19 protein-coding genes are annotated in these 25,504 nt (G+C 59.1%); 7 read left to right on the top strand and 12 right to left on the bottom strand.

The window, feature by feature from the left end:
• Positions 1–85: 85 nt before the first annotated feature.
• From QNM96_RS14305 to QNM96_RS14295, 3 genes are all read right to left on the bottom strand, one after another.
• Complete coding sequence (locus QNM96_RS14305) at positions 86–2,302, bottom strand: LUD domain-containing protein (protein ID WP_283837173.1); 2,217 nt, start codon at positions 2,300–2,302, stop codon at positions 86–88.
• Positions 2,302–2,805 carry an LUD domain-containing protein gene (locus QNM96_RS14300; protein WP_283837171.1) on the bottom strand — a complete coding sequence of 168 codons (504 nt, stop codon included), beginning with the start codon at positions 2,803–2,805 and terminating at the stop codon, positions 2,302–2,304. The genes QNM96_RS14305 and QNM96_RS14300 overlap by 1 nt, the downstream gene beginning before the upstream one ends.
• Positions 2,806–2,981: 176 nt before the next feature.
• Positions 2,982–4,421, bottom strand: coding sequence for an aldehyde dehydrogenase family protein (locus QNM96_RS14295; RefSeq protein WP_283837169.1), 1,440 nt, complete (start codon positions 4,419–4,421; stop codon positions 2,982–2,984).
• 226 nt (positions 4,422–4,647) lie between these two features.
• Between QNM96_RS14295 and QNM96_RS14290 the strand changes: the two genes are divergently transcribed.
• Complete coding sequence (locus QNM96_RS14290) at positions 4,648–6,726, top strand: RICIN domain-containing protein (RefSeq protein ID WP_283837167.1); 2,079 nt, start codon at positions 4,648–4,650, stop codon at positions 6,724–6,726.
• A 264-nt stretch (positions 6,727–6,990) separates the two neighbouring features.
• Here QNM96_RS14290 and QNM96_RS14285 read toward each other — a convergent pair whose 3' ends face one another.
• From QNM96_RS14285 to QNM96_RS14265, 5 genes are all read right to left on the bottom strand, one after another.
• Positions 6,991–7,176 carry a hypothetical protein gene (locus tag QNM96_RS14285; protein ID WP_283837165.1) on the bottom strand — a complete coding sequence of 62 codons (186 nt, stop codon included), beginning with the start codon at positions 7,174–7,176 and terminating at the stop codon, positions 6,991–6,993.
• A gap of 3 nt (positions 7,177–7,179) precedes the next feature.
• Entirely contained in the window at positions 7,180–8,364 is a 1,185-nt protein-coding gene (locus tag QNM96_RS14280) for an ABC transporter ATP-binding protein (protein WP_283837164.1), read from the bottom strand.
• A gap of 4 nt (positions 8,365–8,368) precedes the next feature.
• A complete protein-coding gene (locus tag QNM96_RS14275; RefSeq protein ID WP_283837162.1) occupies positions 8,369–9,286 on the bottom strand; it encodes a carbohydrate ABC transporter permease in 918 nt (305 codons plus the stop codon).
• A complete protein-coding gene (locus tag QNM96_RS14270; protein ID WP_283837160.1) occupies positions 9,279–10,238 on the bottom strand; it encodes a sugar ABC transporter permease in 960 nt (319 codons plus the stop codon). The genes QNM96_RS14275 and QNM96_RS14270 overlap by 8 nt, the downstream gene beginning before the upstream one ends.
• Positions 10,239–10,307: 69 nt before the next feature.
• Positions 10,308–11,759, bottom strand: a complete 1,452-nt coding sequence (locus tag QNM96_RS14265; RefSeq protein WP_283837159.1) for an extracellular solute-binding protein — start codon at positions 11,757–11,759, stop codon at positions 10,308–10,310.
• 374 nt (positions 11,760–12,133) lie between these two features.
• On the opposite strand from QNM96_RS14265, the gene QNM96_RS14260 reads away from it, so the two are divergent.
• Positions 12,134–12,898, top strand: a complete 765-nt coding sequence (locus QNM96_RS14260) for an IclR family transcriptional regulator (RefSeq protein ID WP_283837158.1) — start codon at positions 12,134–12,136, stop codon at positions 12,896–12,898.
• Between the two features lie 352 nt (positions 12,899–13,250).
• On the opposite strand, the gene QNM96_RS14255 is transcribed toward QNM96_RS14260, so the two are convergent.
• The 3 genes from QNM96_RS14255 to QNM96_RS14245 form a co-directional block, all read right to left on the bottom strand.
• A complete protein-coding gene (locus QNM96_RS14255; protein WP_283837157.1) occupies positions 13,251–15,224 on the bottom strand; it encodes an archaea-specific SMC-related protein in 1,974 nt (657 codons plus the stop codon).
• A gap of 102 nt (positions 15,225–15,326) precedes the next feature.
• Positions 15,327–15,965 carry a rod-determining factor RdfA gene (rdfA, locus tag QNM96_RS14250; RefSeq protein WP_283837156.1) on the bottom strand — a complete coding sequence of 213 codons (639 nt, stop codon included), beginning with the start codon at positions 15,963–15,965 and terminating at the stop codon, positions 15,327–15,329.
• A 596-nt stretch (positions 15,966–16,561) separates the two neighbouring features.
• The gene (locus QNM96_RS14245) at positions 16,562–17,329 is read right to left on the bottom strand and encodes an IclR family transcriptional regulator (protein WP_283837155.1); all 768 of its coding nucleotides are present in this window, start codon (positions 17,327–17,329) and stop codon (positions 16,562–16,564) included.
• Between the two features lie 188 nt (positions 17,330–17,517).
• Here QNM96_RS14245 and QNM96_RS14240 point away from each other — a divergent pair, with 188 nt between their 5' ends.
• A complete protein-coding gene (locus tag QNM96_RS14240) occupies positions 17,518–19,020 on the top strand; it encodes a CoA-acylating methylmalonate-semialdehyde dehydrogenase (RefSeq protein ID WP_283837154.1) in 1,503 nt (500 codons plus the stop codon).
• Between the two features lie 82 nt (positions 19,021–19,102).
• Here the strand turns inward: QNM96_RS14240 and QNM96_RS14235 are convergent, their stop codons facing one another.
• Positions 19,103–19,903, bottom strand: coding sequence for an aldolase/citrate lyase family protein (locus tag QNM96_RS14235; RefSeq protein WP_283837153.1), 801 nt, complete (start codon positions 19,901–19,903; stop codon positions 19,103–19,105).
• 609 nt (positions 19,904–20,512) lie between these two features.
• Between QNM96_RS14235 and QNM96_RS14230 the strand changes: the two genes are divergently transcribed.
• From QNM96_RS14230 to QNM96_RS14215, 4 genes are all read left to right on the top strand, one after another.
• Positions 20,513–21,751, top strand: a complete 1,239-nt coding sequence (locus QNM96_RS14230; RefSeq protein WP_283837152.1) for a mandelate racemase/muconate lactonizing enzyme family protein — start codon at positions 20,513–20,515, stop codon at positions 21,749–21,751.
• A 162-nt stretch (positions 21,752–21,913) separates the two neighbouring features.
• On the top strand, positions 21,914–22,933 hold the full coding sequence (locus tag QNM96_RS14225; protein ID WP_283837150.1) for an LLM class flavin-dependent oxidoreductase: 1,020 nt from the start codon (positions 21,914–21,916) through the stop codon (positions 22,931–22,933).
• A gap of 133 nt (positions 22,934–23,066) precedes the next feature.
• Complete coding sequence (locus QNM96_RS14220; RefSeq protein ID WP_283837149.1) at positions 23,067–23,495, top strand: universal stress protein; 429 nt, start codon at positions 23,067–23,069, stop codon at positions 23,493–23,495.
• A 135-nt stretch (positions 23,496–23,630) separates the two neighbouring features.
• Positions 23,631–25,367: a thiamine pyrophosphate-binding protein gene (locus tag QNM96_RS14215; protein ID WP_283837148.1), complete on the top strand. Its 1,737-nt coding sequence runs from the start codon at positions 23,631–23,633 to the stop codon at positions 25,365–25,367.
• Positions 25,368–25,504 lie beyond the last annotated feature (137 nt).

Here is a 25,504-nt window from a genome sequence, read left to right as displayed (position 1 = left end):
AACTTTCCGTTAGTATTGTAACAGTATCAGAACGCAACGTTTCTGGATGTATCGCCTAATCCGAGAAACTGCTCGAAGGTATCAATCAGCGCTTCGGATCCACGAGGGTAATCGGATGTCGGGGTTGACGGGTCAACATCGAGTCGAGTTGCTCGAGGCAGGACGTGCCGCTCGCGACGACCGTTCGATTCGTCGCATCGGGCATCTCGAACTGCGCCTGTAGCCGTTCGCCGACGTCCACGCTCAGGTCGTAGTACTCGCTCTTGTAGCCGAAACTGCCGGCCATGCCACAACACTCGACGTCGGACGTGAGAACGTCGAATCCCTGTCGTTCGAGGACAGTCGTCGTGTACGTCTCGAGTTCGAGCGTCCGCTGTTGGCAGTGTGAGTGGTAGGCGACATCCGTTGAAGCACCGATACTCTCGGCGTCGCGAAGTGCCTCCGCGGACGCGCCGTTCTCGAATAGTCCGAAGATGTACTCGAAGAGTTCGTAACTCCGTTCTGCGAGCGATTCGTAGCGGTCCTCCTCGAGCAGCCGTTCGTACTCGCCGCGGAACATCGCCAAATCGCTCGGTTCGATGACGACCACGTCGTAGCCGGCGTCGATGTGGGCGTCGAGGTCGTCGCGCACCTCGCGTGCGTGTTCTTCGGCCGTGGCGATCATGCCCTGAGAGAGGGGTGCGCGGCCGGAGGAGGCCACGTCGGGGACTTCGACGGCGACGCCGAGGGCTTCGAGCGTTCGAACCGCCGCCTTTCCTCGCTCCGTTCGGACGTGGTTCGTGTAGAGGTCGGGATAGACGACCGCGTGGTACTCCGCGTCGACGGGTCGAGGTTCGTCCCGGTTCCGGAACCACTCGACGAGCGTTTCGCGCTCGAAGGTCGGCAGTTCGCGGCGGCTGTCGATTCCGAGCACTCGCTCCATAAGGTACCTCGAGGGCGGCGTTCCGGCGAACCAGTTCGAAACGGGTGCGGTCGTGGAGCCGAGTTTCGCGAGCGTCTCGAAGTTGCCGAAAAAGCGTTTTTGCAGGTCGAGTCCTGCCGGCTCCTCATCCGGCGTAAGCCCCTCGACGAGGAAGTCCAGGTCCCCGTCGTCGGCCCCTCGATTCCGCCGATCCCGGACGACGGTGTTGATCCACGGAATGTCGATCTTGACCGGACACTGATTGACACAGCGCGAACAGCCCGTACAGAGGTCGTTGAACTCGTCGGCGGACTCCTGTCCGTGCACGCCCGCTTCCCAACCGGTCGCGATTCCGCCTGAGTAGGTCTCGCCGCCGAAGACGTGACCGCCGACGGACTGGAAGTTCGCACACGAGTTCGCACAGGCCGAACATCGAATGCAGTACAGCGTTTCTCGAAGCTGGTCATCGTCGCGCATGTCCATCCGGCCGTTATCGAGGAGCACGAGGTGGAAGTCACGATCCGAAGCATCCGAATCGATCGGCTCGTCGCTGTCGAAATTGACCGTCGGCGTGTCGACGGGTGGCGAGAACAACGAGACGTAGGAGGTGATGTCCTGGCCGGTTCCCGAGCGCGCGATCAACTCGACAAACGGCTGGAGGTCCTCGAACGTCGGTACGATCTTCTCGACGCCTGCGACGGCGACGTGCGTGTCGGGAACGGCGATCGACTTTCTGGCGTTGCCCTCGCTGGTCACGAGCGCGATCGTTCCCGTATCCGCGGTGACGAAGTTCGCGCCGGTGACGCCAATATCCGCGTCCTGAATTCGCTCTCCGAGGTACTCTCGAGCGAACGCGGTCAGCTCTTCGGCCGTTTCGAGTTTCTCAGCCGGATCGAACTGTTCGTTGAACAGGTGGGCGATCTCTTCGCGAGACTGGTGGATCGCCGGTGCGACCAGGTGGCTGGGTGCCTCATCTGCGACCTGCAGCACGAACTCGCCGAGGTCGGTCTCCCAGACCTCACAGCCTTCCGTCTCGAGATGTTCGTTAAGGTCTATCTCCTCCGTCGTCATGGATTTGGACTTGACGACGGTTTCGGCCTCGCGCTCGCGGGCGAGTTCGCGGACGTACCGGTTCGCGTCGGCCGCGTCGTCGGCGAGGTAGACGGTGCCGCCGTTGGCTTCGACGGTCTCGCGAACCTGCTCGATCAGCGAGGGGAGATTTTCGATCGCGTCTTCTTTGATCGCCCGCGCTCGATCCTTGTACGCGTCGTAGTCCTCGAGTCGGTCCACCGACTCGTATCGTCCTTCGTTGAACCCGCGCGCGTTTCGCTCGACGCTGTCGCCCTCGGTCTCCATGATGTGGCGGATTCGTTCGGCCTTCTGGGATCGTTCGCTCGACATTATGCCTCCACGATGATCGCGTGCGTTTCTTTCGGTCCGTGGACGCCGTAGACGAGTTCGCCCATGTCGGCGGTCGCACTCGGACCGGTGGCGAGAACGGCGTCGTCGTGCCCGTTGCGAAAGCGTTCCCCCATGCGTTCGAACGCGCTCGCCATGTCGTCGACGAGATCCTGTTCGCGTACGACGACGACGTGCTGGTCGGGAAAGAGACCGGTGAGTTCCGCCCCTGCGGGAGTCGACTCGAGGACGACGGTCCCGTAGTCGGCGACACCGAGCGCGGCGCTCGTGACGCCACAAGCGGCCTCACGAAGCTGATCTGGCGTCGGCTCGAGGACAACGTTCGTTCCCTCGAGCGAGACGGTTTCGAAGGGAAGTTCGGCACCGATCGCCGGCTCCGTGATGATCTCGCCGAGCGTTTCTCGGAACCGGTCCGGCGTCGTCCGGGTGACCCCCGTCCGGACCTCCTCGAGACTCGTTTCGAACGTTTCGAGTTGGGTTGTCATTAGTTGTGTGTGACTAACGGATGCCACGGTTTTGGGTCTTGCCATTGGTCGGCACGCGGCGCGGCGGATCTCTGGCGTACTAAAAAAAATTGGTCGATCGAACGAGTTTTCCGCGTCGGCGAGCGCGTTCGAATCGATATCGTGGACCGGATTTGTTGCGCGGATTCCGATTCCGTTCAGTAGTTGTCGTAGACGGTTTTCTCGATCGTGTAGAACTCGAGGCCCTCGTCACCCTGCTCTCGCCAGGTTTCGCTCGAGGAGCCTTTCATCCCGCCGAAGGGGACGTGGAGTTCGAGTCCCGTGGTTTTCGCGTTGACCTTTGCGACGCCCGCTTCGATCTCGTCGATGAAGCGGTTCGCCTCCGTGTGGTCGTCCGTGACGATACTCGCGGAGAGGCCGTAGTCGACGCCGTTCGCAACGGCGAGTGCGTCTTCAAAGTCCTCGACCTCGAGGATCGCGAGCACCGGACCGAACACTTCCTCCTGTGCGAGACGCATCGACGGATCGACGTCGGCGAAGACCGTCGGCTCGACGTAATATCCGTCCCTGTCGAGTTCGCTCCCGCCTGCTTCGAGACTCGCCCCTTCGTCCTGGGCGATATCGACGTACTCGAGTGTTCCCTCGAGTTCGCTTTCGGAGACGTGTGGTCCCATATCGGAGCCGTCGATTCCCGGCCCGGGCTCGATCGCGGCGGCGCGGTCGGCGACGGCGTCGACGAATTCGTCGTAGACATCCGTGTGAACGATCGCACGGGAGCAGGCGGTACAGGCCTGCCCGGTGACGCCGAACGCGCCGCTTGCGACGATCTCGGCGGCTTCCTCGACGTCCGCGCTGTCGGCGACTATCGTCGGGTTCTTCCCGCCCATCTCGAGCTGGACGCGTTTGCCGTCCTCGGTCGCCTGGTCGTAGACGCTGGTTCCAACTGCGGTACTCCCCGTGAACGAAATCGCATCGACCGCGTCGCTCGTGACGAGTTCGTTCCCGACTTCGCTTCCCGAGCCGGTCACGAAGTTAGCGACGCCGTCGGGAAGGCCTGCTTCGTCGAGTGCCTCGAAAATCGCGTGTGCGACGCCGGGCGCGAGTGACGCCGGTTTGAGCACGGCGGCGTTTCCGGTCACGAGTGCGGGTGCGAGCTTCCAGGCCGGGATGGCGATCGGGTAGTTCCACGGCGTGATCAGCCCCACGACGCCGAGGGGTTCGTTGACGGTATAAAGGTTCGTCCGCGAGCCGCTGGCCGATTTAACCGTTCCACCGAGGTCGCTCGCCTTCGCGCCGTAATAACTGAAAATGTCGATCGCTCGTTGAACCTCGCCGCCCGCTTCGCCCGTGGTCTTGCCCTCTTCACGGACCAGCAGTTCGGTCAGTTCCTCCTTTCGATCGGCGAGTATACGACTGGTCTCGGTGAGGATTTGTCCTCGTTCCGGGGCGGGCATGCCCGCCCAGTCGTCGGCTGCGGCCGTTGCGGCTTCGATTGCCCGATTTGCGTCCGCGGCGCTCGAGGACTGGTAGGTGGCGACGGTTTCGTCCGGCGATGCCGGGTTCTCGACTGCGACTGTGTCGTCGGTTTCGGACTCGATCCATTCTCCGTCGATGTAGTTGCGTTGCTCGACAGCCATTGTCGGATAGTCTCCCAACTGACGGATAACGATTTCGGTCGTCGAACCGCCGTCTTCGTACTAGCCGACGTACACCACTCCGATTGGAGTCGGCTCCATCAGTACTCTCGCACCATATCGCTGTTTTGACGACTCCTATCAAGTCAAATATAGTGACTATCTGCAAAGAATTAAGGTCAATTGCTCCGATATGTGGGTGTGTCGCAATAACGCGACAGCGCATATCATGACTGATGAGACTGGCGACCACCAGACAGGGGAATCGACTCGTTCAGCCGCGCCGTCTCCGATTTCGATGGGACGCCGTGGCGCACTGACAGTACTCGGCGCAGCGGGTCTCGGTGCCGCGTTCAGCGGTTCGGGAAGCGCAACGGGGCAAGGGGGAAGGTCCACTCCGAATACTGGCAACCAGCCGTGGTACGAGTGGGAGGCCGATGTCGACGCGGGAGAAAACGGATTATACAATCTCGAGTCGCTCGAGGCCGATCACACCTATACGCCGTCCGGAGACGCCGACGTGACAGTTTGGTGTGATGGTGAGGGCACCTATCACGCCGATACCGCGACCGAAACGATCTCGAGTGGCGAGGAGCCGATGGCGATCCTGCAGGACGCACTCGATTCGCTCGAGGACGATCGAACGACGAAAGCGACCGTTCGCGCGACGAGCGACCTCGGGGTCAGCGAGGACCACGACGTACACGGTGTCGACGTGCCGAGCCACACCCGACTCGACATCGCGGGAACGGTAACGATCGATGGAGAAACCGGTGACGTCCTTTCGATGGTCGGGGTCGAAAACGTTCACGTCCCGCGTCTCACCGTCGACGGAGAAGCAAGTAGAGCCGTGTTCGCGGACGATTCCTCGAACCTCGCATTCGGACGGCTGTGGATCGACGGCGTCACCAGCCAGGGCGTTCGCCTCGAGGGCGGCTGTACCGACGTTCAGTTAGATACCGCGTACGTTACGAACACGGGTCACCACGGAATAGAGACCTACGACGTCGAACGGATCCAGATCGGACAGGTGCTCGGCGTCGATCCGGGGAGTTGTGTTCTCCTGTTGAACGAGACGTTCGACGCGTCGGTCGGGCAGGTCGTCGGCGAGAATCCACAGTTCGATTACGCCACGTTCCGGCTCGCAAACGGTTGTCAGAACGTTTCAGTCGGTCGCGTTGTCAGTCGGGGCGGTGTTCGCGGTCTCTCGATTATCACGGGTACTCGAGACGTCACCGTCGGCGAGGTTAACGTCCAGGGGGCGTCGAAGGCCGGTATCCTCCTCGTTGACGTTCGGAATATCAAGGTCCTCGGCGGCGTCATCAAGAACACCGACGGCCCGGGCGTGAACTTCTGGTCGCTCGGACTCATGGGCGAATCCTCGGAGATAAACGAAGGAGTCACGCTCGCGAATCTCCGGATAACGGACGACCGCGACGAGCCCGAACAGCCGTGGGCGATCAACGAACGGGGTGCGTGTCTGTACAACCAGTTCATCAATAACGACGTTCGCGTCCCCGGATCTGACGGCGGGAGCGACGACGATGAAGCAGGCCGGATCCACGTCGCATCCGAAACGACCGTCGTCCACGGTAACGTCGGCGGCGGGATTGATCGGGGAACCGCAACGCTCGAGCCGGATGCGTCACCGGCTGCACGCGTCGAAGGGATTTCGGAACACTATCAGTCGACGCTCGAGGCTCGAACGGCTCCGTCCGACGGTGCCGGCGCGTCGGCGGCGTGGGAGAGCTATCCGGAGTGGAACGCCGAGTCCGAAGCGTGGGACCTCGTCTTCGAGTGGCGAACCGATCCCGGGACGAGTCTCGAGGTCGATTACGTCGTCGATCAGCCGGGAACGACCGTCGAGCGCGACGTAGATCGAGATGCGATCTGGGAGGACGGCGTCCAATCGATCGAACCCGGAACGTATCGAGTCGTCGCCGAACACAGCGGCAAGGTGCTCGAAGTCGCCGACGGTTCCACGTCGTCCGGAGCACAGATCCAGCAAGGCGAGTGGAACGACCAGCCACACCAACGCTGGACGGTCGAGGGCGAGATGGACGGTCGGCAGGGCAATTTCACCCTCACCGCCGAACACAGCGGGATGGGTATCGCGTTCTCGGGTGCCGATGCGGTTCAGGGAACCCCGGAGGAATACCGGATGGAACGTTACGAGAACGGCTTCCAGATCGACGTTCCCGACGGGCGTCTCGAGGTCGCCGACGCCTCGGATGAGTCCGGAGCGACGGTACGTGCCGGCGAGTGGGAAGGCGGGGCCCACCAGATCTGGACGTTCGAACGACTGTAGCCCGCAAGCGAGAAAATCAACGCCTACGTGAATGCGACCGACGAACGGCCCATTCGACCGTTTTGGCCATCGTCTCGGGTTCCGCTCGTCGAGACGGTGTCAAATGCGTTGATCGATTCAAGTCTCGACTGTCGAGGGGGCACTTACACGCGCGATGGCTCGTCACTTGTCACTTCTCACTTATTACTTCTCACCTCGAAGAGCGAGTATCGACGGCGACGAGAATTGCGACGGCAGAAAACGAAGCGTTGGGACGAGGCGTTCTTAGAGGTACTCTTCGGGGTCCGGACGGTTGTTCGTCTCGTCGTTATCCCCGTCGCGGAAGTACCGTCGTACTGCAGGGACGAACTGGTACCGCAGATCGAAGTAAAACGAGACGATGCCGTAGAACCAGAAGAAAAACAGCACTAACGCCGCGCCGACGAACATCGTTTCTGCGGTTGTGACCATCGATCAGTCCCCCCTGGCCTCGTTTTCGGCGGAGACTGCCGTCGGCTCGGCGACCGTTTCATCGATGACTCCGTGGGCGATTGCATCGCCAGTCTCCCCGTCGAATACGTGGGTTTTCTCCCGGTCGAAGACGATTTCGATCGTCGCTTCTTCTTCGATTGTGGTATCCGGATCGATACTCACGAGCAACTCTGGCCCACCTTCGCCCATGACCGAATCGGAGTCGCTCTGTGCGCCCTGTGGCGTCAAGTATGCGTACGTCTGATCGCCCACCGGCTCGAGGACGTCCACGACCGCTTCGAACGCGGTACTCGGCGTCGCGGGTTCGTCCTCGCTCGAGACGAGGTAGACGTCTTCGGGACGGATGCCGACCGTCACGTCGTTGTGATCGGCGTCGAGATCGAGTGCGTGATCGACCTGGAAGTGAGTCAGATCGAGGACGTCGCCGCTCGCACTCCCGTCGTACAGGTTCATCGACGGACTTCCGATAAAGCTCGCGACGAACCTGTTAGCGGGCCGGTCGTAACACTCCAGCGGCGGTGCACACTGCTGGAGGTTCCCCTGATTGATGATGGCGATCCGATCCGCCATCGTCATCGCTTCCTCCTGATCGTGCGTGACGTAGATCGTCGTGATGTCTAACTCCTTCTGGAGACGCTGGATCTCGGTTCGCATGTGGACGCGAAGTTTCGCGTCGAGATTGGCCAGCGGCTCATCCATCAGGAACACTGCTGGTTCGCGAACGATGGCTCGGGCGATTCCGACGCGCTGTTGTTGACCGCCGGAGAGTTCGCTCGGCGTTCGATCGAGCATTCCCTCGAGTTGGACGGTTTTGGCCGCTTGTTGGACTCGTCGTTCGATCTCTTCGTCCTCGAAATCGCGGAGACGGAGGCCGAAGCTGATGTTGTCGCGAACGTCCATGTGCGGGAACAACGCGATGTTCTGGAAGACCATCGAGATGTTTCGGTCTTTAGGGGGCTCGTTCGTAACGTCCTCGCCAGCGATTTCGACCGTTCCGCTCGTCGGGAGCGTCAAGCCCGAAATCATCTCGAGGGTGGTCGACTTGCCACACCCCGAGGGACCGACGAGACAGAGGAACTCGCCGTCCTCGATCTGGAGATTCATTTCGTCGACTGCGACGACCTCTTCGTAGCGCTTCGTCGTGTCCGTAAGTGTAACGTGTCCCATGATATCACTCCTTTAGACCGCCCTGCGTTAAGCCTCTAACGATGTGTTTCTGTGCGAATATTACTAGTACCGCGACCGGAATGACCCCGACGATACTTGCGGCTGCCATGAAGTGGTGTTGGCTGCCGGATTGCTGTTCGAACGCGAGGATGCCGTAGACGAGCACGGCCCAGTCGTCGGGGTTACCGCGACTCATCATGAACGAGAAGAAGAACTCTCGATAGACGCTGATAAACACGATGATCGCGGCCGTCACGACCCCCGGTGCGGAGAGGGGGAGGATAACCCGGAACAACGCCCCCAGTCGCGTTGTCCCTTCAACCCTCGCGGCGTCCTCGAGTCCGTCGGGGATCTGACTGAAGAACGTCGTCAAAATAAAGATCGTAATCGGTAGCGTGAGCATGGTGAACGGGAAGGCCATCGCCCACGGCGTGTTATAGAGGTCCGGCGTCATGAACGGACCAACCGTGAGTGATCCCGTTAACATCTCGTACAGCGGAATCAGGTAGGCGATTCCGGGGAAGTACGAGACGATCAGTAGCAAGAGCATTAGCGGTCCTTTGCCGCGGAAGTCGACGCGACCGAACGCGTATCCTGCGAGACTCCCGATGACGAGACAGATGACCACGGTAATCATCGCGATGACGATACTGTTGAAGATGTAGAGATGAATCGGTTGTTGGCTAAATATTTCGACGAAGACGCCGATGTTGACACTGTCCGGGAGAAAGCCCATTCCGTACGTACCCCCGCCAGAGACCGCCAGAACGAGCAGCCAGTAGAACGGAAACAGGGTGATCATGAGGAACGACGTGAGCCCGACGTAGAACAGAATCCGGTAGGTGTCGTACGGATTGTTGACCATCAGATCCACGAACTGTCCGACGCGACCTTTCGATTCGTCTGTCACTGCATTACTCATAGGTATCGACCTCGTCACGGAATTTGACCAGATACACCATCACGATCCCCGCGATGATGAGTGCGGTCAGGAAGGCAATCGCTGAGGCGGTTGCCCATCGCTGCATGCGGAACGTGTCCACTACGAGACACGTAAGGGTTGGAACCGTATTACAGCCCGCAGACGCTTCGACGACGCCGTAAACCTTCATCGAGCTGATCGTGTAGAAGATCATCCCGATCAGCACGACGGGTTTGATCAACGGAAGCGTGATGAGCCTGAATTGTTGCCATTTCGATGCTCCCGCGACCTTCGCTACGTTGTACAGACTCTGATCGACGCTCGCTAAGCCAGCGAGGATGATGAGCGCAATGAACGGGATCTTTCGCCAGACATCGATAAGAATAACGATAATAATGGAATCTCGAGTGCTGCCGAGCGGTCTCGAAGAGAGTATCCCGAGCTGGTTGAGCGGCTCGACGAAGGGACTGATGCTAGGTTGAAACATCAAGTAAAACATCATTCCCTGAATGACGATTGGGATCGACCACGGAAGAATTACGATCATCCGGGCGACCGAACGGCCGCGAAACTCCTTGTTGAGGATGAGTGCCATCCCGAGACCGAGAACAGTCCCGATCGCGACACTGAATCCCGTAATCAGTAGCGTAACAACTAACGCGCTCGAGAGCGGATCGCTCAAGCTGAAAAAGGGATAGTTGAGGATGATGTTCAGTTCACCGGTGAGTATCTCTACGTAGCCGTCGATCCCCCTGAACTCGCCGATCGGATGTTCTCCGTACAGGTCGTCACTCTGGAGCGACAACCAGAACGTCCGAACGAGGGGATAAAACGCCAGGACCGAAAGCACGAGAATCATCGGGCCAATGAGAAGATAGCCGTACTTATCCTCGTCTAATCGTTCGATCCTGTATAGGATGGGCGATACGGTTCGATATAGCTTCTCTATCATTGCACAGTAATCATGGCGATTGTGAACAATCTTGTACCTTTCGTTGTGTCGTGAGTGGATCGGGTGGGGTTACTGCGCCTCTTCGGATTCGATCGTTTCGACATCCGCTTGAGCGGCTTCGACTGCCGCTTGCGGTGACTTCTCCTGATTGAGACAGGCGTGGAACTCCTCGGCAATCGAACTGGATTGTGAGTCCCAAACCGCGTTGATCGGGTGAACCCACTGGTTTTCCGACTGCAACTGAAGCGTCTCGAGATACCGGCTCATCACCGGAACCTCCTCCGCTTGCTCGGATCCAAACAGTTCCGGCTTTGGAGGTGTCGAGCCGGTAATTTCGAAAATATCGAGGTAGAACTCGTCGGAGGTCATAACTTTCAGCAGTTCGACGGCGGCCGGGAGCTTTTCGGAGTTCGGGTTGAGCGACAGGTGCCAGCCGCCGAGGGTCGCGTTCGTCCCGCCGGTTCCCTCGTACTCGGCTTCGTCCTCGGAGACGCCGTACGGGAACGGCATGAGGCCGATATCCTCGCCGAAGGCGTCCTCGCTCGCGAAGTCTGCGATTGCGTACGACCAGTTTCGGTGGAAGACGGCCTCGCCCGCGGCGAACGATTCTTGGGAGGGTTGGGTGTCCCAGCCGAGCGCTTCGGAAGGCAAAATATCGCCCGTCATGCCGTCGATTGCGTGCTCGTCGTCGGAGCCGTACATGAACGTCCGAAGCAAACGAAGCGCGTCGATCACCGGCTCCTCGTCGATCGTTACCGGCCGGTCGCCAACGGGCCCGTGTTGATTTTCCATGTCACCGAAGTAGTTCCCACCCATCGTGACGACTTTTTCGTATCCAGTCTGGTGACCGACGGTCCGCTGGTCCAGCGTCGTCGTATAGCCGTGGTCAACGTCGTTCGCTTCGACCGAGTCGCTGACGATATCACCGAACTCCTCCCACGACATCGGTTCCGTCGCCCAATTCTCTCCTTCGGGATCGTATCCCGCATTTTCGACGTAATCCTTGCGGTAGAGGATCGCCGGAATGTCCACGAACTGCGGGACTCCGTACAATCCTCCGTCGTAGCGCATCGAATCCACCATTTCCTGGTGGTAGTCGTCCTCGAGTTCGTCGAGTTTCTCCTCGGGGAGTGCCTCGTTCAGGTCGACCAACCACCCTCGAGGTGCGAACGAGGACGTGTACGCGAAATTGGTCAACATGATGTCCGGGGTGGACTGACCGGCTTGAAGGATCTGGTTGTACTGATCCTCCTGATCGTCTGCCCCCCAGACGCCCGTCGAGACGTCGACCTCGATGTTTTCGTGTAGACCCGCATCGCGTAGCGCTTCCTGAATCTGGTCTTCGACGTCGCCGAAGAGCGGCGCGGTACTGTATTCGACCGTCACCTCTTCGCCGTCGTATTCTGGAATGTCCAGTTCCTCGTCTCCATTGTCACTGAGACAACCCGCCGCCCCGATAATCCCGGCGGCACCGGTCGCCGCAAGAACGTTTCGGCGAGAGATACTGTTCTCATCGTGCATACTACCCCTAAACCCACGACTGCCTCTGTCTGCCATACGCACAAATTAGCGTTCTACTATATAAATTTACTTTCTCGGTCGTGGTTGGGAGGAGTGACTCAAGATCCAGTCTTGGTCTCTTGGACGAACTGTCCTCTCTGCTTCTCTGGTGCACACAACGGTGATTGTGCGCGTTACATCATTATATACTGAAACCGATGGAAACACCGCGGCAAAATACCCCATCCGGCATTACCGGACATATGCAACTTTTCACTGTGAACTAATTGTCGGTTCTCACCTACCGCCACGGTTCCATAGTGGTGGGATCTCGACCAAATTTTTCCGGCCACGCCGGACAACTATTATATAGGATGTGCTTTAACATACCGTACATGGCGAGCAAATCACGCTACCCAGTTCAGGCGGCCGCGACGACGTTCCGGGTTATCGAGACGCTCCATCAACTCAATGGCGCGGGCGTTTCCGAACTCTCAGAAGCCCTCGAGATGCCAAAGAGCACGGTTCACGATCACCTACAGACGTTGACTGAAGCGGAATACCTGGTCAACGAAAATGGAACCTATCACGTCGGTGCGCGATTCCTCGAACTGGGTGGGTTCGCCCGTAGCCAAATGAAACTGTATCAGGTCGCATCTCCCGAAATCAAGAAATTAGCCGAGGAGACGGGCGAGCATGCGAATTTGATGATCGAGGAACACGGAAAGGGAATTTTCCTCAATAAGTCGAAGGGGCCCGACGCCGTCAATCTGGATACGCACATCGGCAAGCGCGTGCATCTTCACACGACGGCACTGGGGAAAGCAATTCTCTCGAGAGAATCCGAGGAAGTCGTCGACGAAATCGTCGAGAGACACGGCCTCCCCAGCGTAACCGAAAAGACGATCACCGACATCGAGGAACTGAAACAACAACTGGCGAAAATCCGCGACCGAGGGTACGCAATCGACGACGAAGAGCGAGTGATCGGAATGCGCTGTGTCGCGGCACCAATCTGCGACGAGAACGAACGGCCAATCGGTGCGATCAGCGTTTCAGGACCGACGAACCGATTCGACGAGTCGACGTTCAACGCAGAGATACCGAAGAGCGTCTTGAGTACCGCAAACGTCATCGAAGTGAACATGACTTACTCGTAATATTTCCGGTCACACCGGATTCGGGGTGGGTAGAACAACTCTCTCACCATCATCCACTGGATCAGCCTGTCTGTTATTTAACCGTTCGCTCCGAGGCCGCGTACGAATTCGACGAACGTAATTCTTTTAGATGAAAGAATGTGAGTGAAACAGTGGTTATCTGGTTGTTAAGCGTTTCTCCGTCTTTTGGACGGTAAGTTAGATTGGGTCCACAAACCTGACACCTCCGTCTCGAGGCCCTCTTGGGGCTGTCCTTTGGGCGTTTCGTTGACGACTGTCACCGATACTGAGTGACTCGAAGGAAGGGGCGATTCGATCCGACAAAAATCAACGACTTCCGCGTCTACTACTGTTAGATTTCGGTGACCAGTTCGTGCTCGGTCTCGATTGCCTGGGCGTCCTCGTCCAGCAGTGCGACGACGAGGTACGGCACGTACGACTCGAAGTACTCGATAACCGAGGCGATCCGATCCGAGTCGATCGCCTCGAGGGAGTCCAGAAGCATGAACGGAACCGTCTCGTAGACGTCGTGGACGAGATAGCCCGCGAGTGCGAAGACGAGCCCCGTCACCTCCCGTTCGCTCTCGCTCAGGTGTTCGATCGAGTCTTCGTACGCCGCGCCGTCGTCGGTGCTCCGGACGATTTTCAGGTCGAACGACGATTTCGTTACCTTTCTGCGTCCTTCGCGAGCCTCTCGAGTCGTTCGCGCGATCCAGACGCGGTCGAGGTTCCCGTATTCGAGGGTTTCAAGCAAGTTTTCCATGTGTTCGTTGAACGCCTCGACCGCGGTTTCCTCGATCTGGTCGATCCGCGTTCTGAGGTCGGTCAGTTCGTCGGTCACGTCCTCGCGGCGCGCTTTGTGATCCTCGCGGTTGCCGAGTTGCTTTTCGATAGAACTGATCTCGTCCTCGATATCGTCTCGTTCTCGCTCTTTCCGTTCGAGTTTGAACTCGAGCTGGTTGACTTCCTTGTGCTGGTCGAGGATGCCGTCGTACTCTTCGGTTTCGAGGTCGTCGATTTCGGCCTCGAGGTCGTCGATTTCGTCGGTGAGCTCCTCGCGCTCGTCGGTCAGCTCGTCGATCCGATTCGTTCGGTTCTCGATTTCGTCGTCGATCGAGTCGAGTCGCCGCTGTGTCTGCTGGTACTCACTTCGACTTTCGTTAATGTTCGAGACGGTCTCTCGACGGTCTTCGAGGTCGCTGTTGATCTCGGTTCGTTCCTGAATCCGATCTTGGCGCGCGTCGCGGAGCTGTTCGATCGTCGTCTCGATCTGTTCTTTGGCGACCGAGGAGCCACAGGTCCAACAGGTGACCGTCTCGGAATCGTCGAGCAACTGGTCGGTGATCGCCCCGTCGTCGTTGCCGTCGTCGACCGGCTGGTTCGCGTCCGCGAGAACCGAATCCGGCTCGTCGAGGAGCTGTTCGTTGAACTGGATGGTGCTCTGGAGTTGGGAAATCTCTTTCGAGAGGTCCGCCTTTTCTTCCTGCAGGGTCTCGATTTCGGCCTCGATCCGGCCGATATCGGTCTCTTCGCCGGTCGAGAGGGACTCGAGTTGCTCTTGGACCTCCTCTCGCTCGTCCTCGAGTGCGTCGATGCTCTCGCGTTCGGTTTCGATTCGATCTCTGGTCCGTTCGAGATCCGACCGGGTCTCTCGGAGCTCGCTGAGCTTGTTCTCGAGTTCGGATTGCTCTTCGCGGCGTTCTTCGACGTCGACGTTCGCTTCATCGAGTTCTTCCTGGGCTTGCTCGAGTTCCGCCTCGAGGTCTTCGATTTCGTCGGAAACGCGTTTGCGCTTGGCTTCGAGGTCGGGGAGTCGCTGCTCGAGGTTGTCGAGTTCCTCGAGTTGCTCGTCGATCGATCGCTTTCGCTGCTCGTACTGTTCGATTTCGGCCTGAATCGCGGCCGTATCGACCGGGCGCATGATCAGTTCCCGAAGGTCGTCGCCTCGAGCGACTGCTCGGCGCGCTTCGTTCGACTCGAGCAAAAAGGCGAACAGATCTGCGATGTCCGGGTCGTCGAGGTACGGATTGCCGTCGGTGATGATCGTCCCGTTCTGGCGCTCGAGCTTTCGTCGGTATCGCTCGTCGCCGAACTCGAGTTCGGCGCTGCCCTCGTCCGCATCGGCTTTGAGACTCACTTGATCACTTCCCAGCGCCGCCATGATGGCCTGGAGAAGCGACGTTCGGTTTGTTGCGTTACGGCCGGACAGGACGGTAACACCCTGTTGGAAGCTCACTTCGGCACTGTCGATACCGCCGATGTTGTCGACGGTGAGCGTCGCCGCTGTCGGGACTTCTTCTTTCTTCGTGGCTAATTCACTTTCCATGCCCCTACATTCTATCTCCTTACACATAGGCATTACCACTTCACCTGCACGTGTTGCTCAGGTGAATAGTATGGCTACTGAGACGATTTTCTGTCAACCCGTTCAATCACTCAACCCGCCACAGCGACAGGACTGCTGGTCAAGCAGTTCCCGTACAGTGTATTCTTCGAAACAATCCTCGCACGTCACTGTGATCGAAACTGCCACGTTGTACTCCCCGATGTCGAGGATATCGTTTCGCTCAAGGTGAGCAATGGTGTCCCCGGTAACCGCTTCGGTTCGGTTTTGCAACGAGCCCACTTTCTCTCTGCTCCGTTCCAGTCGTTCTTCGTCCGTCGGTTCCTCAAGCGATGCCTCGAGACACTTCGTCAGGTGGTTGTAGACCGTCTGGTGGGAGATAAAATCCGATTCAACTTCTTCGACCGGAACGCCGTCGCGCTCGAGCTCGTTTCGGGTCTGGACCTGCGTCCCGCTACTGACGTCGTCGTCGGTGAGCAAGCGATACGTGTTTTCGATCTCCCCTTCTTTCGCCGCGACGTTTGCCTCTTCGAGGGCCTGCTCGAGAACGAGTTCGTTGACGTATTTCGCTAATTTCCGCGTACTGTACTGTTGCTCGGCTTTCCCGGTCCAGCGTGCGACGAGGTCATCGTCGAGCTCTGCCAGCCCGTACTGGTTGCTAACTCGACCGAGTTTACAGCCACAGGAGGTGGTCGATTCCGATTCGGTGTTTTGTTCAGTCACTGGTATACCAGTAGAGGCTTACTGCAAAAAATGTTCTGACTCGTAATTGGTTCTGGAGACGACTTCAGGGGTGTTCTGTTCGCGTCCATTCCCTTTCGTGTCTTCCGATAAAGTATATAATCGAACATATTTGGTTTGCTTAGGCTTGGATTGTGCCTTCTCTCTCCTAATAGTTGTGAACACCACCTCTTCCGGGCAGTTGTGTACGTATCGAAATCAACTATTCCATTAATCATCTTTAACTTTCTTGCTACACAAAAGTCTATTATCTACTTGAATACCATTAGCGGATGCGCTAGTATGGTCGTAATCCACCGATTGTCTTAGTGTCCCAAGGGAACGTGTAATTCGATTACACAGGTATGTGTGTAAATAACTGGTCAAAAATCATCCCAACGGTTCGCCGAAGTTGGAACAGGAATTCTTGGAGCTACCCGGGGGTCCTCGTTTGCGTTTCTCAAACAAGAGTCGAGCCATCGTAGTATGCGGTGACTCGCAAACGGGAGGGAAAATCCCTTCCGATGAAACCGCTATGAACCGTCGATTCGCGCTCCGTCGATCGATTTCGTCGAGGCGATGAACGCACTACGGACGGCTTAAGAAAACTTCGCGTTGATTTCGATGACGTTCGCGGATCGGATGACTTTGTTCGGAAGCTCCTCGTAATAGCGATCACCCGTCATTCGACTCGACGGACCGGAGATACTGACTGCACCGATCACTTCGTCGTTCGCACCGTTTACCGGTGCGGCAACGCACCGTAGTCCGTCGATTTTCTCCTCGTCGTCGAAGGCGTAGCCGCGCTCCCGAATCGTGTCGAGTGTGCTGAAGAGTTCATCGCGCGAAGTGATAGTCTCTTCCGTGTACGCTGGCAATCCGTGCCGGTCGATGATCTCTTCGACGCGCTCTCGTGGATAATGTGCGAGCATCGCCTTGCCGAGTGAAATACAGTGAAGGTGTTCTCGTTTTCCGACCGTCGAAGCCGTTTGAACGGCTCGTTCTCCGCCCTTTTTGTACAGGTAGACCGCTCGTCCGTGTTCTTCCGTCGCAAACTGGACCAGCTCCTCGCACTCGCCCGCAAGGTCGTCCAGTTCGTCAGCAACCACATCGTAGATTCCGAGGTGTTGTTTTACGCCCTCTCCGAGCTCGAGATAGCGAAGGCCGAGCGTGTATCGTTCCCCGGATTTGATGACGTGTTCATAATCGAGAAGCGTCGCCAGATGGCAGTGGACCGTCCCTTTCGATCGGCCGATTCCCTCCGCTATCTCGGTGACTCGAGCGCCGTCAGTCTCGTGGAGGTAATCGATAATCTCCAGTGTGATCCCCACCGCCTGGATCGTCCGTGGTTCCGTCGTTTCGCCCATACGCCTATCTGTATCGTCTCCCACTAAACTGTTTGTGTGTTACGAACAGTTCTCTCTCGTTTGCGACCGACGAACGAGCGCCCCCTTCGGCATCGTCCCCTGGCCAACGACTGCAGGCGATTGCGGAGTCGGGCCGTCGATGTAGTGAGCGTAACGTATTTGTGCTCGTATCACAACAGTTGGCACGTATGTCCGAGCAACGAGAGCAAGCCGTCTCACCAGCAGTCCGTACGCGCGTCGACAACTACATCGGTGGTCAGTGGAAGAGCCCATCCGGCGAAAAATCTCATCCGGTCATCGATCCCGCGACAAACGAATCGCTGACGACGATCGAATTTTCGCCCGAAGAATCGGTCGACGACGTGGTTCGGACGGCGAACGACGCCTTCGAGGAGTGGCGACGGACGCCCGTCGTCGAGCGAGTCCAGTATCTCTTCGACCTGAAGACGGAACTCGAGGATCGCATCGACGAAATCGCGGTCGCGCTGTCCCGCGAACACGGAAAGACCGTCGGGGAGGCTCGAGGAGAGATCCGTCGCGGAATCGAAAACGTCGACGTCGCCTGCGGGATGCCGGATATGATCCGGCAGGGGAGCGGCAACGTCGAGGACGTCGCCCCCGAGATGGACGAGTACGCGGTTCGCCAGCCGCTGGGCGTTTTCACGGCGATCACGCCATTTAATTTCCCGGCGATGATCCCGCTCTGGTTTCTCCCGTACGCGGTCGCGACAGGAAACACGTTCGTTCTTAAGCCGAGCGAGAAAGTGCCGCTGAGTTCGCAACTGATCTTCGAGGCCGTCGACGCGGCCGGCTTTCCCGACGGCGTCGTTAACCTTGTCAACGGCGGCGCGGACACCGTCAACGCGCTCCTCGAGCATCCGGATATCGCTGGCGTTTCGTTCGTCGGCAGTTCTCCGATCGCAAAACACGTCTACGAAACGGCGGCCCAGCACGGCAAACGCGTGCAGGCACAGGGCGGCGCGAAGAACTACGCAGTCGTCACCGAACACGCCGCCATCGAGGAATGCGTGCCGAACATCACCGGCTCCGTCTACGGCAACGCCGGCCAGCGCTGTCTCGCCAACGACGTCGTCGTCGGCGTCGGCGACGCGTACGATGATCTTCGCGAGCAACTGATCGCCGCCGCCGAGGAACTCACCGTCGGGGCTGGCGTCGCCGAGGATACCGATGTGGGACCGCTAATTACCGGGGACTCCCGCCAGCGCGTTCTCGATCTGATAAACACCGCGCTCGAGGAGGGGGCAGAACTGGTCCTCGACGGCCGTGACTTCGAACACTCGGGCGAGGAACTCTCGGGAGGGAACTTCCTCGGCCCGACACTGCTCGAGGGAGTGACGACCGATATGGAAATCGCTCAGGAGGAGATATTCGGTCCCGTCCTCTGTCTCGCCGCCGCCGACGATCTCGACGACGCGATCGAGATGGTCAACTCGACGAAGTACGGCAACGCGTCGTCCATCTATACCGAATCGGGAAGCGAGGCTCGCCAGTACAAGTACGAGGTCGACGCCGGAAACATCGGCGTCAACGTCGGCGTCTGCGCGCCGATGGGCTTTTTCCATTTCGGCGGTCGCAAGGCGTCGTTCTTCGGCGACCTCCACGCACAGGGCGAAGACGCCGTCAACTTCTACACGGAGAAAACGATCCAGATCGAGCGCTGGTACAGCTAACCTGTCGGAGAGGTTCTATTCGAAACAGGAGAGATCGAACCGCCAGCGATTCCGGAGTGATCGCGTTCGCGTTACCGAGGCGCTATTCGTTCTGCGTTACTGACTCCTCGTGACGCTGTAGTGCAGATTCGTACCGCTCTTTTGCGTCCCGGCTCGAGTTCGCGAGATACGCCGTGTCTTTGCCCACGATCAGGAAGTCAAAGCCGGCCTCGACCCGGTCGTCGATCTGTTCGGGCGAGACGGTGAGGGTTCCGACGGGCGTTTCGTGGGTAGCCCCGGCCCGGAGGACACGATCCATCGCCTCCTGGAGCTCTCTCGCATCCCACTGTGCGAAGATACCGAGCGCTCCCGAGAGATCCGCCGGCCCGACGAACAAGGCGTCGATCCCGTCGACGGCGGCGATCTCCTCCGCGTTTTCGAGTCCCGCTTCGGACTCGATCTGTGCGACCGTCACGATGGAGCCGTTCGCGTCGGTGACGTACTCGACGAAATCCATCCCGTACTCCGCGGCGCGGCCGCTCGCGATGCCGCGGACCCCCTCCGGTGGGTAGTGGACCGACTCGACGAGTTGACGCGCTTCGTCGGCGGACTCGATCATCGGCACCATCACCCCGGCCACGCCGATATCGAGGACGCGTTTAATTCGGGATGGCTCGTTTCGTGGCACCCGCACGATCGACTCCGTGGGTGCGTCTTTCGCGTCGATCGCTCTGGAGACGTTTTCGACGGTCTCGAGGCTCATCGTCGTGTGCTCGGTGTCGATAAGAACGAAATCGAACTCGAGGGCGGAACTCACTTCCCCGATGGCGGGATGACCGATCGAGAGCCAGTTCCCGACGGGATTGTCACCCTTCTCGAGCGCCCGCTTGAGGTGACGCGTCATGGATCCCCTGTAGTTGGCGTCGGTTGGAAGGGATTCGATTCGCGACGCAGTCCGCGATGGGGCGTCGGTGATCGAGCGAAAGACATCGGTCTCACGGCGGCCGTCGATACATTCGTCTTCATAGATCGGAACGTACCGTACTATCTTTGGCCGAGATATATAAAAATGGAGGGTCGATGCGGTCAACCCCCGTCGGATCGACGACTCCCGACGGTTTCTTCCCTCATACTGCCGGCTGTACGTCGTTCACAATTCTCGTCTCCCCGGGGGTGCGAGAATATTCACATAGTTACAGCCGGGAGTATCAGTTCACCGGAAACTATAACACTCACCTCCTACAATCCGTGTGATAATGCGACTCGAGATTCACGATCGTGATCGCTCCGTGGCTGTCTCGACGGGGTGTTTCGATCTTATTTGGCTCGAGTCGTACGGTTTCGTCGGAACCCGATGTCGTGAAAGCGGTGCGTCGAAGCGCTGCGGATCGGCTCGGCAAACGGGTCGTCCCGTACTTGCTGGCCCCGAACGCCATCGTGGAACCGACCCGGTTACGACCGACGACGTACCGTCGAGACACGCGGCTCACGCACACGTTACCAGCTAACAGATATGTACGAAGACTTCGCATCCACGCTCGCAGCGACGATGTGGGCAGATTTCGACGAAACGCCCGCTCGAGACGGCCCCACGGCCGAAATAACCGATATCGACTCGTTCGTGATCGACGGGAACTTCCCGTGGACCATTGTCACGCTCGAGACCGACAGAGGAGTGATGGGAATCGGCGAAGCGTATCCCTCGCCGGGCGTTCACGAGATCATCACCGACTACCTTCGGCCGGTTCTCGTCGGTGAAAACCCGCTCGACGTCGAGCGCCTCTATAACCTCATGCGCGAGAGCCTCTCCGGCCGTGGTTCCCAGTGGGGAGTTGGAACGATCGCGATAAGCGGCGTCGAAATCGCGCTCTGGGACGCCGCCGGAAAGCTCCTCGATCAGCCCATCTATCAGTTACTGGGCGGCAAACTCCGCGAAGACGTTCGAGTCTACGCGGACTGTCACGCCGGCGAAGGAATGGTTTCCTCGGCGGAGGACGGACAGGAAGCGGACGTCTACCAGCCGGAGGCGTACGCCCAGGGAGCACGAAGCGCCGTTGACGACGGATTCGACATAATCAAGTTCGATCTCGACGTTCCGTCCGGTCGCGACATCGATACGCTCTCGAGACACTTTGATCCACAGGAGATCGAACACAAGCGCTCGGTCGTCGAGGCAGTAACCGACGAGGTCGGCGACGAAGCGGAAGTCGCCGTCGACCTCCACTGGAACTTTAGCCCCGAAACGGCGGAGAAACTCTGTCGCGCGATCGAACCCTACGACCTGGCGTGGGTCGAGGATCCCCTTCCGCCAGAAAACACCGACGCGATGCGGGAACTCAAACGAAGCGTCGATGTGACCCTTCTGACTGGCGAGAACCGATACGGCCGGCACGGATTCCGCGACATGATCGAAACGCAGGCGGTCGACTTTCTGGCTCCGGACGTTCCGAAAACCGGCGGCATCGCCGAAACGAAGAAAATCGCCGAGATGGCCGAAACGTACTATCAAGCGCTTATGCCACACAACATCGGCAGCCCCGTCGCGACCGTCGCGACCGCCCACGTGGGGGCGACTGTCCCGAACTTCGTGGCACTTGAATACCACGCTCGAGAGGTGCCGTGGTGGGATGACCTCGTGATCAACGACGAACCGCTGATCCAGGACGGCCGACTCGAGGTGCCGGACGAACCGGGTCTCGGTATCGAACTCGACTGGGACGCCGTCGAAACGCACCGCAAACGGCCGTCCTGACGAGACGACTCGCTTATTCTGATTCCGATTGCTTTCGTACATTGTTTTGTAGAGCCATCGACACGCACGTGATTGCATGCCCCGGTGTGGCCACCGAAAGCGTGTATCTGGTTGTTGAGGAGCACAAAACCTAATGCACCGTTGTTCGTACTTGGCGGTACGATGGTCGAAATCGATTATATGGCACATCAGGAGCAGTACGACCCAGCACAGTTGTTAACATACAGCGATATGGCGACAGACGCCGGATACGAAACCGTCTGGACCTCGGATCACTTCCACCCGTGGTTCCACACGGACGCTGAGTCCGGCGACGCGTGGTCGTGGCTCGGAGCCGCCACCCAGCGACTCGACGGGCCGATCGGAACTTGTGTGACGCCGGCGACGGGACACTACCATCCCGGTGAAATCGCTCAAGCGTTCGCAACGCTTCAACTCCTCCACGACGACCGGGTGATACTCGGACTCTCGACTGGCGAGGCGATGAACGAAACGCCGTTGGGGTTCGACTGGCCCGAGTATCCCGAGCGACGGAATCGACTCGAGGAGTCTCTGCAGATCATCCGCGCGCTGTGGGAAGATCGAGAGTGGCTCGAGGACGATATCCGTGAGCAGATAGACGAGGACGGGTTCGTGTCCTACGACGGCGGGCGCTTCGATCTCGATACCGCGAAACTGTACACCAAGCCCGCGGAATCGCCGGAGATTCACATCGCAGCCAACGGCCCGAGCACCGCGTGGCTCGCGGCGCGGTATGCCGACGGTTTTATCACCGTCAAAAAAGGCGAGGAATACACAGACCGGCTCTATCCCGCGATTCGTCGCTACGCGGAGGAGGAAGGCAACGACCCCGACGAGATCGAAACGACCCTGCTCGTCACTGCGTCGTACGATCCAGATTACGAGGCGGCCCTCGAGGCGACCCGTCCGTGGTGGGCAACGACCCAGAACGTCTTCGACCGAGCGATCGCCGATCCGCGAGCGATCGAAGCGGAAGGCGAGAACGCGACCCGCGAACAGATCGAAGCCAAATTTCTGATCGCCGACGATCCGTCGTCGATCGCGGGCCAACTCGAGGGGTACGCCGAGATGGGATTCGACCGTATCGCCGTCGCGAACACGAGTCCGGATCCAGAGCGACTGTTCGAGGTAATGCGTGACGACGTGATACCGTCGCTGTGAGACAGTCGGCATGTCGGTTCTGCTCGGCGAAGTTTCACGCTGTGGCTCTGTCGGCCTGTATCAGACAATTGACCGTATCGCTGAACGACCGTACCAAGTATTATTGGCTCATTGTTGCTACAGTGACAGTGTAATGGCTCTCGATACAATCCTCGTTGCATTGGGACAAGACGACGACCACGAATCGTTACTTGATACTGCCCTCGAGACCGCCGGTCCGTCGGACGCGACGGTTGTCCTTGGAGTCGGACACCCCGAAGACGATTACGAGGCCGCATTGGATGACTTCGAGGGTGACGCGACGCCGGACGAACTCGCGGCACGTTCGGCAACGATTCGGTCGCTAACGGACCGCCTTGCTGACGCTGGGATCGAATACGAGATTCGCGGTGGCGTCGGCGATACCGGCGAGACGTTCGTCTCCATCGCCGATGCCGTCGGCGCTGATCTCCTGTACATTCATGGCCAAGCCCGCAGCCCAACTGGCAAGGCTCTGTTCGGCGATACGGCACAGTCGGTGTTGTTGAACGCGACGTGTCCCGTTACGTTCGTCCGTCAGTGACATACCGCCTCAAACGATGTGAACGCCTTCGTCGGTCGGTAGCGGATCTGGCAACTCGTTGCTGGTGTCACCTCTCACTCGGAACGCCGAGGGCGAATATTTATGATTCACCGTGATAATTGCTCGATAGAGACGATGCCTAGACTTACTGGTGGCGAGATTATCGCCGAGTACCTCGAGAAAGAGGGTGTAGAGTATCTGGTCGGCATCCCCGGCCACGGAAGCACGAACCTCCTCGACGCGTTTAACGATTCTGCCGTCGACGTTATTCAACCGCGACACGAAGAGGGTGCGACGCACCTCGCGGACGGTTACGCGCGAGCGAGTGGTGACCCACTCGCTGTGTTCACCTCGATCGGGCCCGGGGCGACGAATACGGTGACCGGTGTCGCGACGGCCTACGTCGACTCGATTCCGATGGTGGTCTTTACAGGCGCGCCCCAGACCCACGAGTACGGACAGGGAATTCTCCAGGAGATCGAGCGCCAGAAACCCGGCGACTTCCCGAGCGTGATGGAGCCGGTGACCAAACGGAGCTTCGTCGTCGACGACGTCGAGCATCTGCCTCGAGTGCTTCGACGCGCGTTCCAGATCGCGACGACGGGCCGGCCTGGCCCGGTCCACGTCGACGTGCCGATGGACGTTCAGGGCGGGGCCGCTGACGTCGAGATCCCGGAGCCGGCGGAGACGCGGACCCACAGCCGGCCCGGCGGCGATCCCGAGTCCGTCGACGAAGCCGCCGACCTGCTGGCAGAGGCCGACCGGCCAGTCATCGTCCCCGGCGGCGGCTGTATGCTTGGCGAGGCCTGGGACGAGATACAGGACCTCGCAGAGCACCTTCAAGCGCCCGTTATTCCGACGTTTCAGGCTAAGGGGATCATCCCCGAAGATCACGACCTGTTCGTCGGCTACGCGGGCTGGATCGGATCGACGGCGGGCAACGAACTCGCGAGCACCGCTGACGTGGTGCTCGCGATCGGCTGTCGGTTTACCGACATGCACACCTCCTCGTTCGAGGACGGCGTGAGCTTCGACATCCCGCCAAGCAAGCTCATCCACGTCGACATCGACAACGAGGAGATCGGAAAAAACTACCCAGTCGAAGTCGGCATCCTCGGCGATTCGAAGGTCGTCACCCGACAGCTCCACGAGGCGGTCACCGACCGCGTCGACCCCGTCGGCACGGAAGACAACGAATATTACGACGAGATTCAGGAACTGTGGGCCGAATGGCAGGACATCGTCGAGGACCAACAAACCGACGAGGTCCCGATGAGCATCTCGCGGGCGCTCGTCAGCCTTCGCGAGGCGCTCGAGCGAGACGGCATCGTTGTCTCGAGCGCTGGCCAACCTCAGGAGGTAACGAACCCACAGTTCCCGGTCTACGAACCGCGAACGAACATCTCCTGTGGCGGGTTCTCCACGATGGGCTTTGGTGTCTCGGCCGCTATCGGCGCGAAGCTTGCACGCCCGGACAGACAGGTGGTCGACGTGGAAGGCGACGGGAGTTTCCTGATGTGTAACCAGGAGGTCGATTGTGCGGTCGAACACGACGTCGACGTCACCTGGCTCGTCGTGAACAACAATGGCTGGAAATCGATTCGCAATCTGCAGGTGGACAAGTACGGTTGGGACCGCGTCCTGAACACGCCGTTCGAGGAGGGAACCGACTTCGTGAAGATGGCCGAATCGTTCGGCGTCGAGTTCGCCGAACGCGTCGTCAAACCGGAAAAACTCACCGAAACGCTCGAGGATGCACTCGCCCACGACGGCCCCGCGCTCGTCGAAGCCGTCGTCGAGCCGGATAACGAAGATTCCGGTGCGATCGTGACCGGGAAGTGGGATCTGGCGGATCTCGAGAAAGAGCAATAACGCCCCCTACGATCGATCCGTCTCGACATCCGGCCCGATTCGTTCGCGATACCGTTTCCGTAACGATTCTCGCTTTCTGATGGCGTTTTCCGCTCCGAGTTCGTTCTGCCGTTCCGGTATTGTTATGCTCCACGCGC

The sequence above is a fragment of the Halostagnicola sp. A-GB9-2 genome, assembly GCF_030068615.1.
In the GTDB taxonomy this organism is placed as follows: Archaea; Halobacteriota; Halobacteria; order Halobacteriales; family Natrialbaceae; genus Halostagnicola.
Note: the sequence above shows the minus strand (reverse complement) of the source record. Positions and strands in the feature narration are given on the sequence as shown.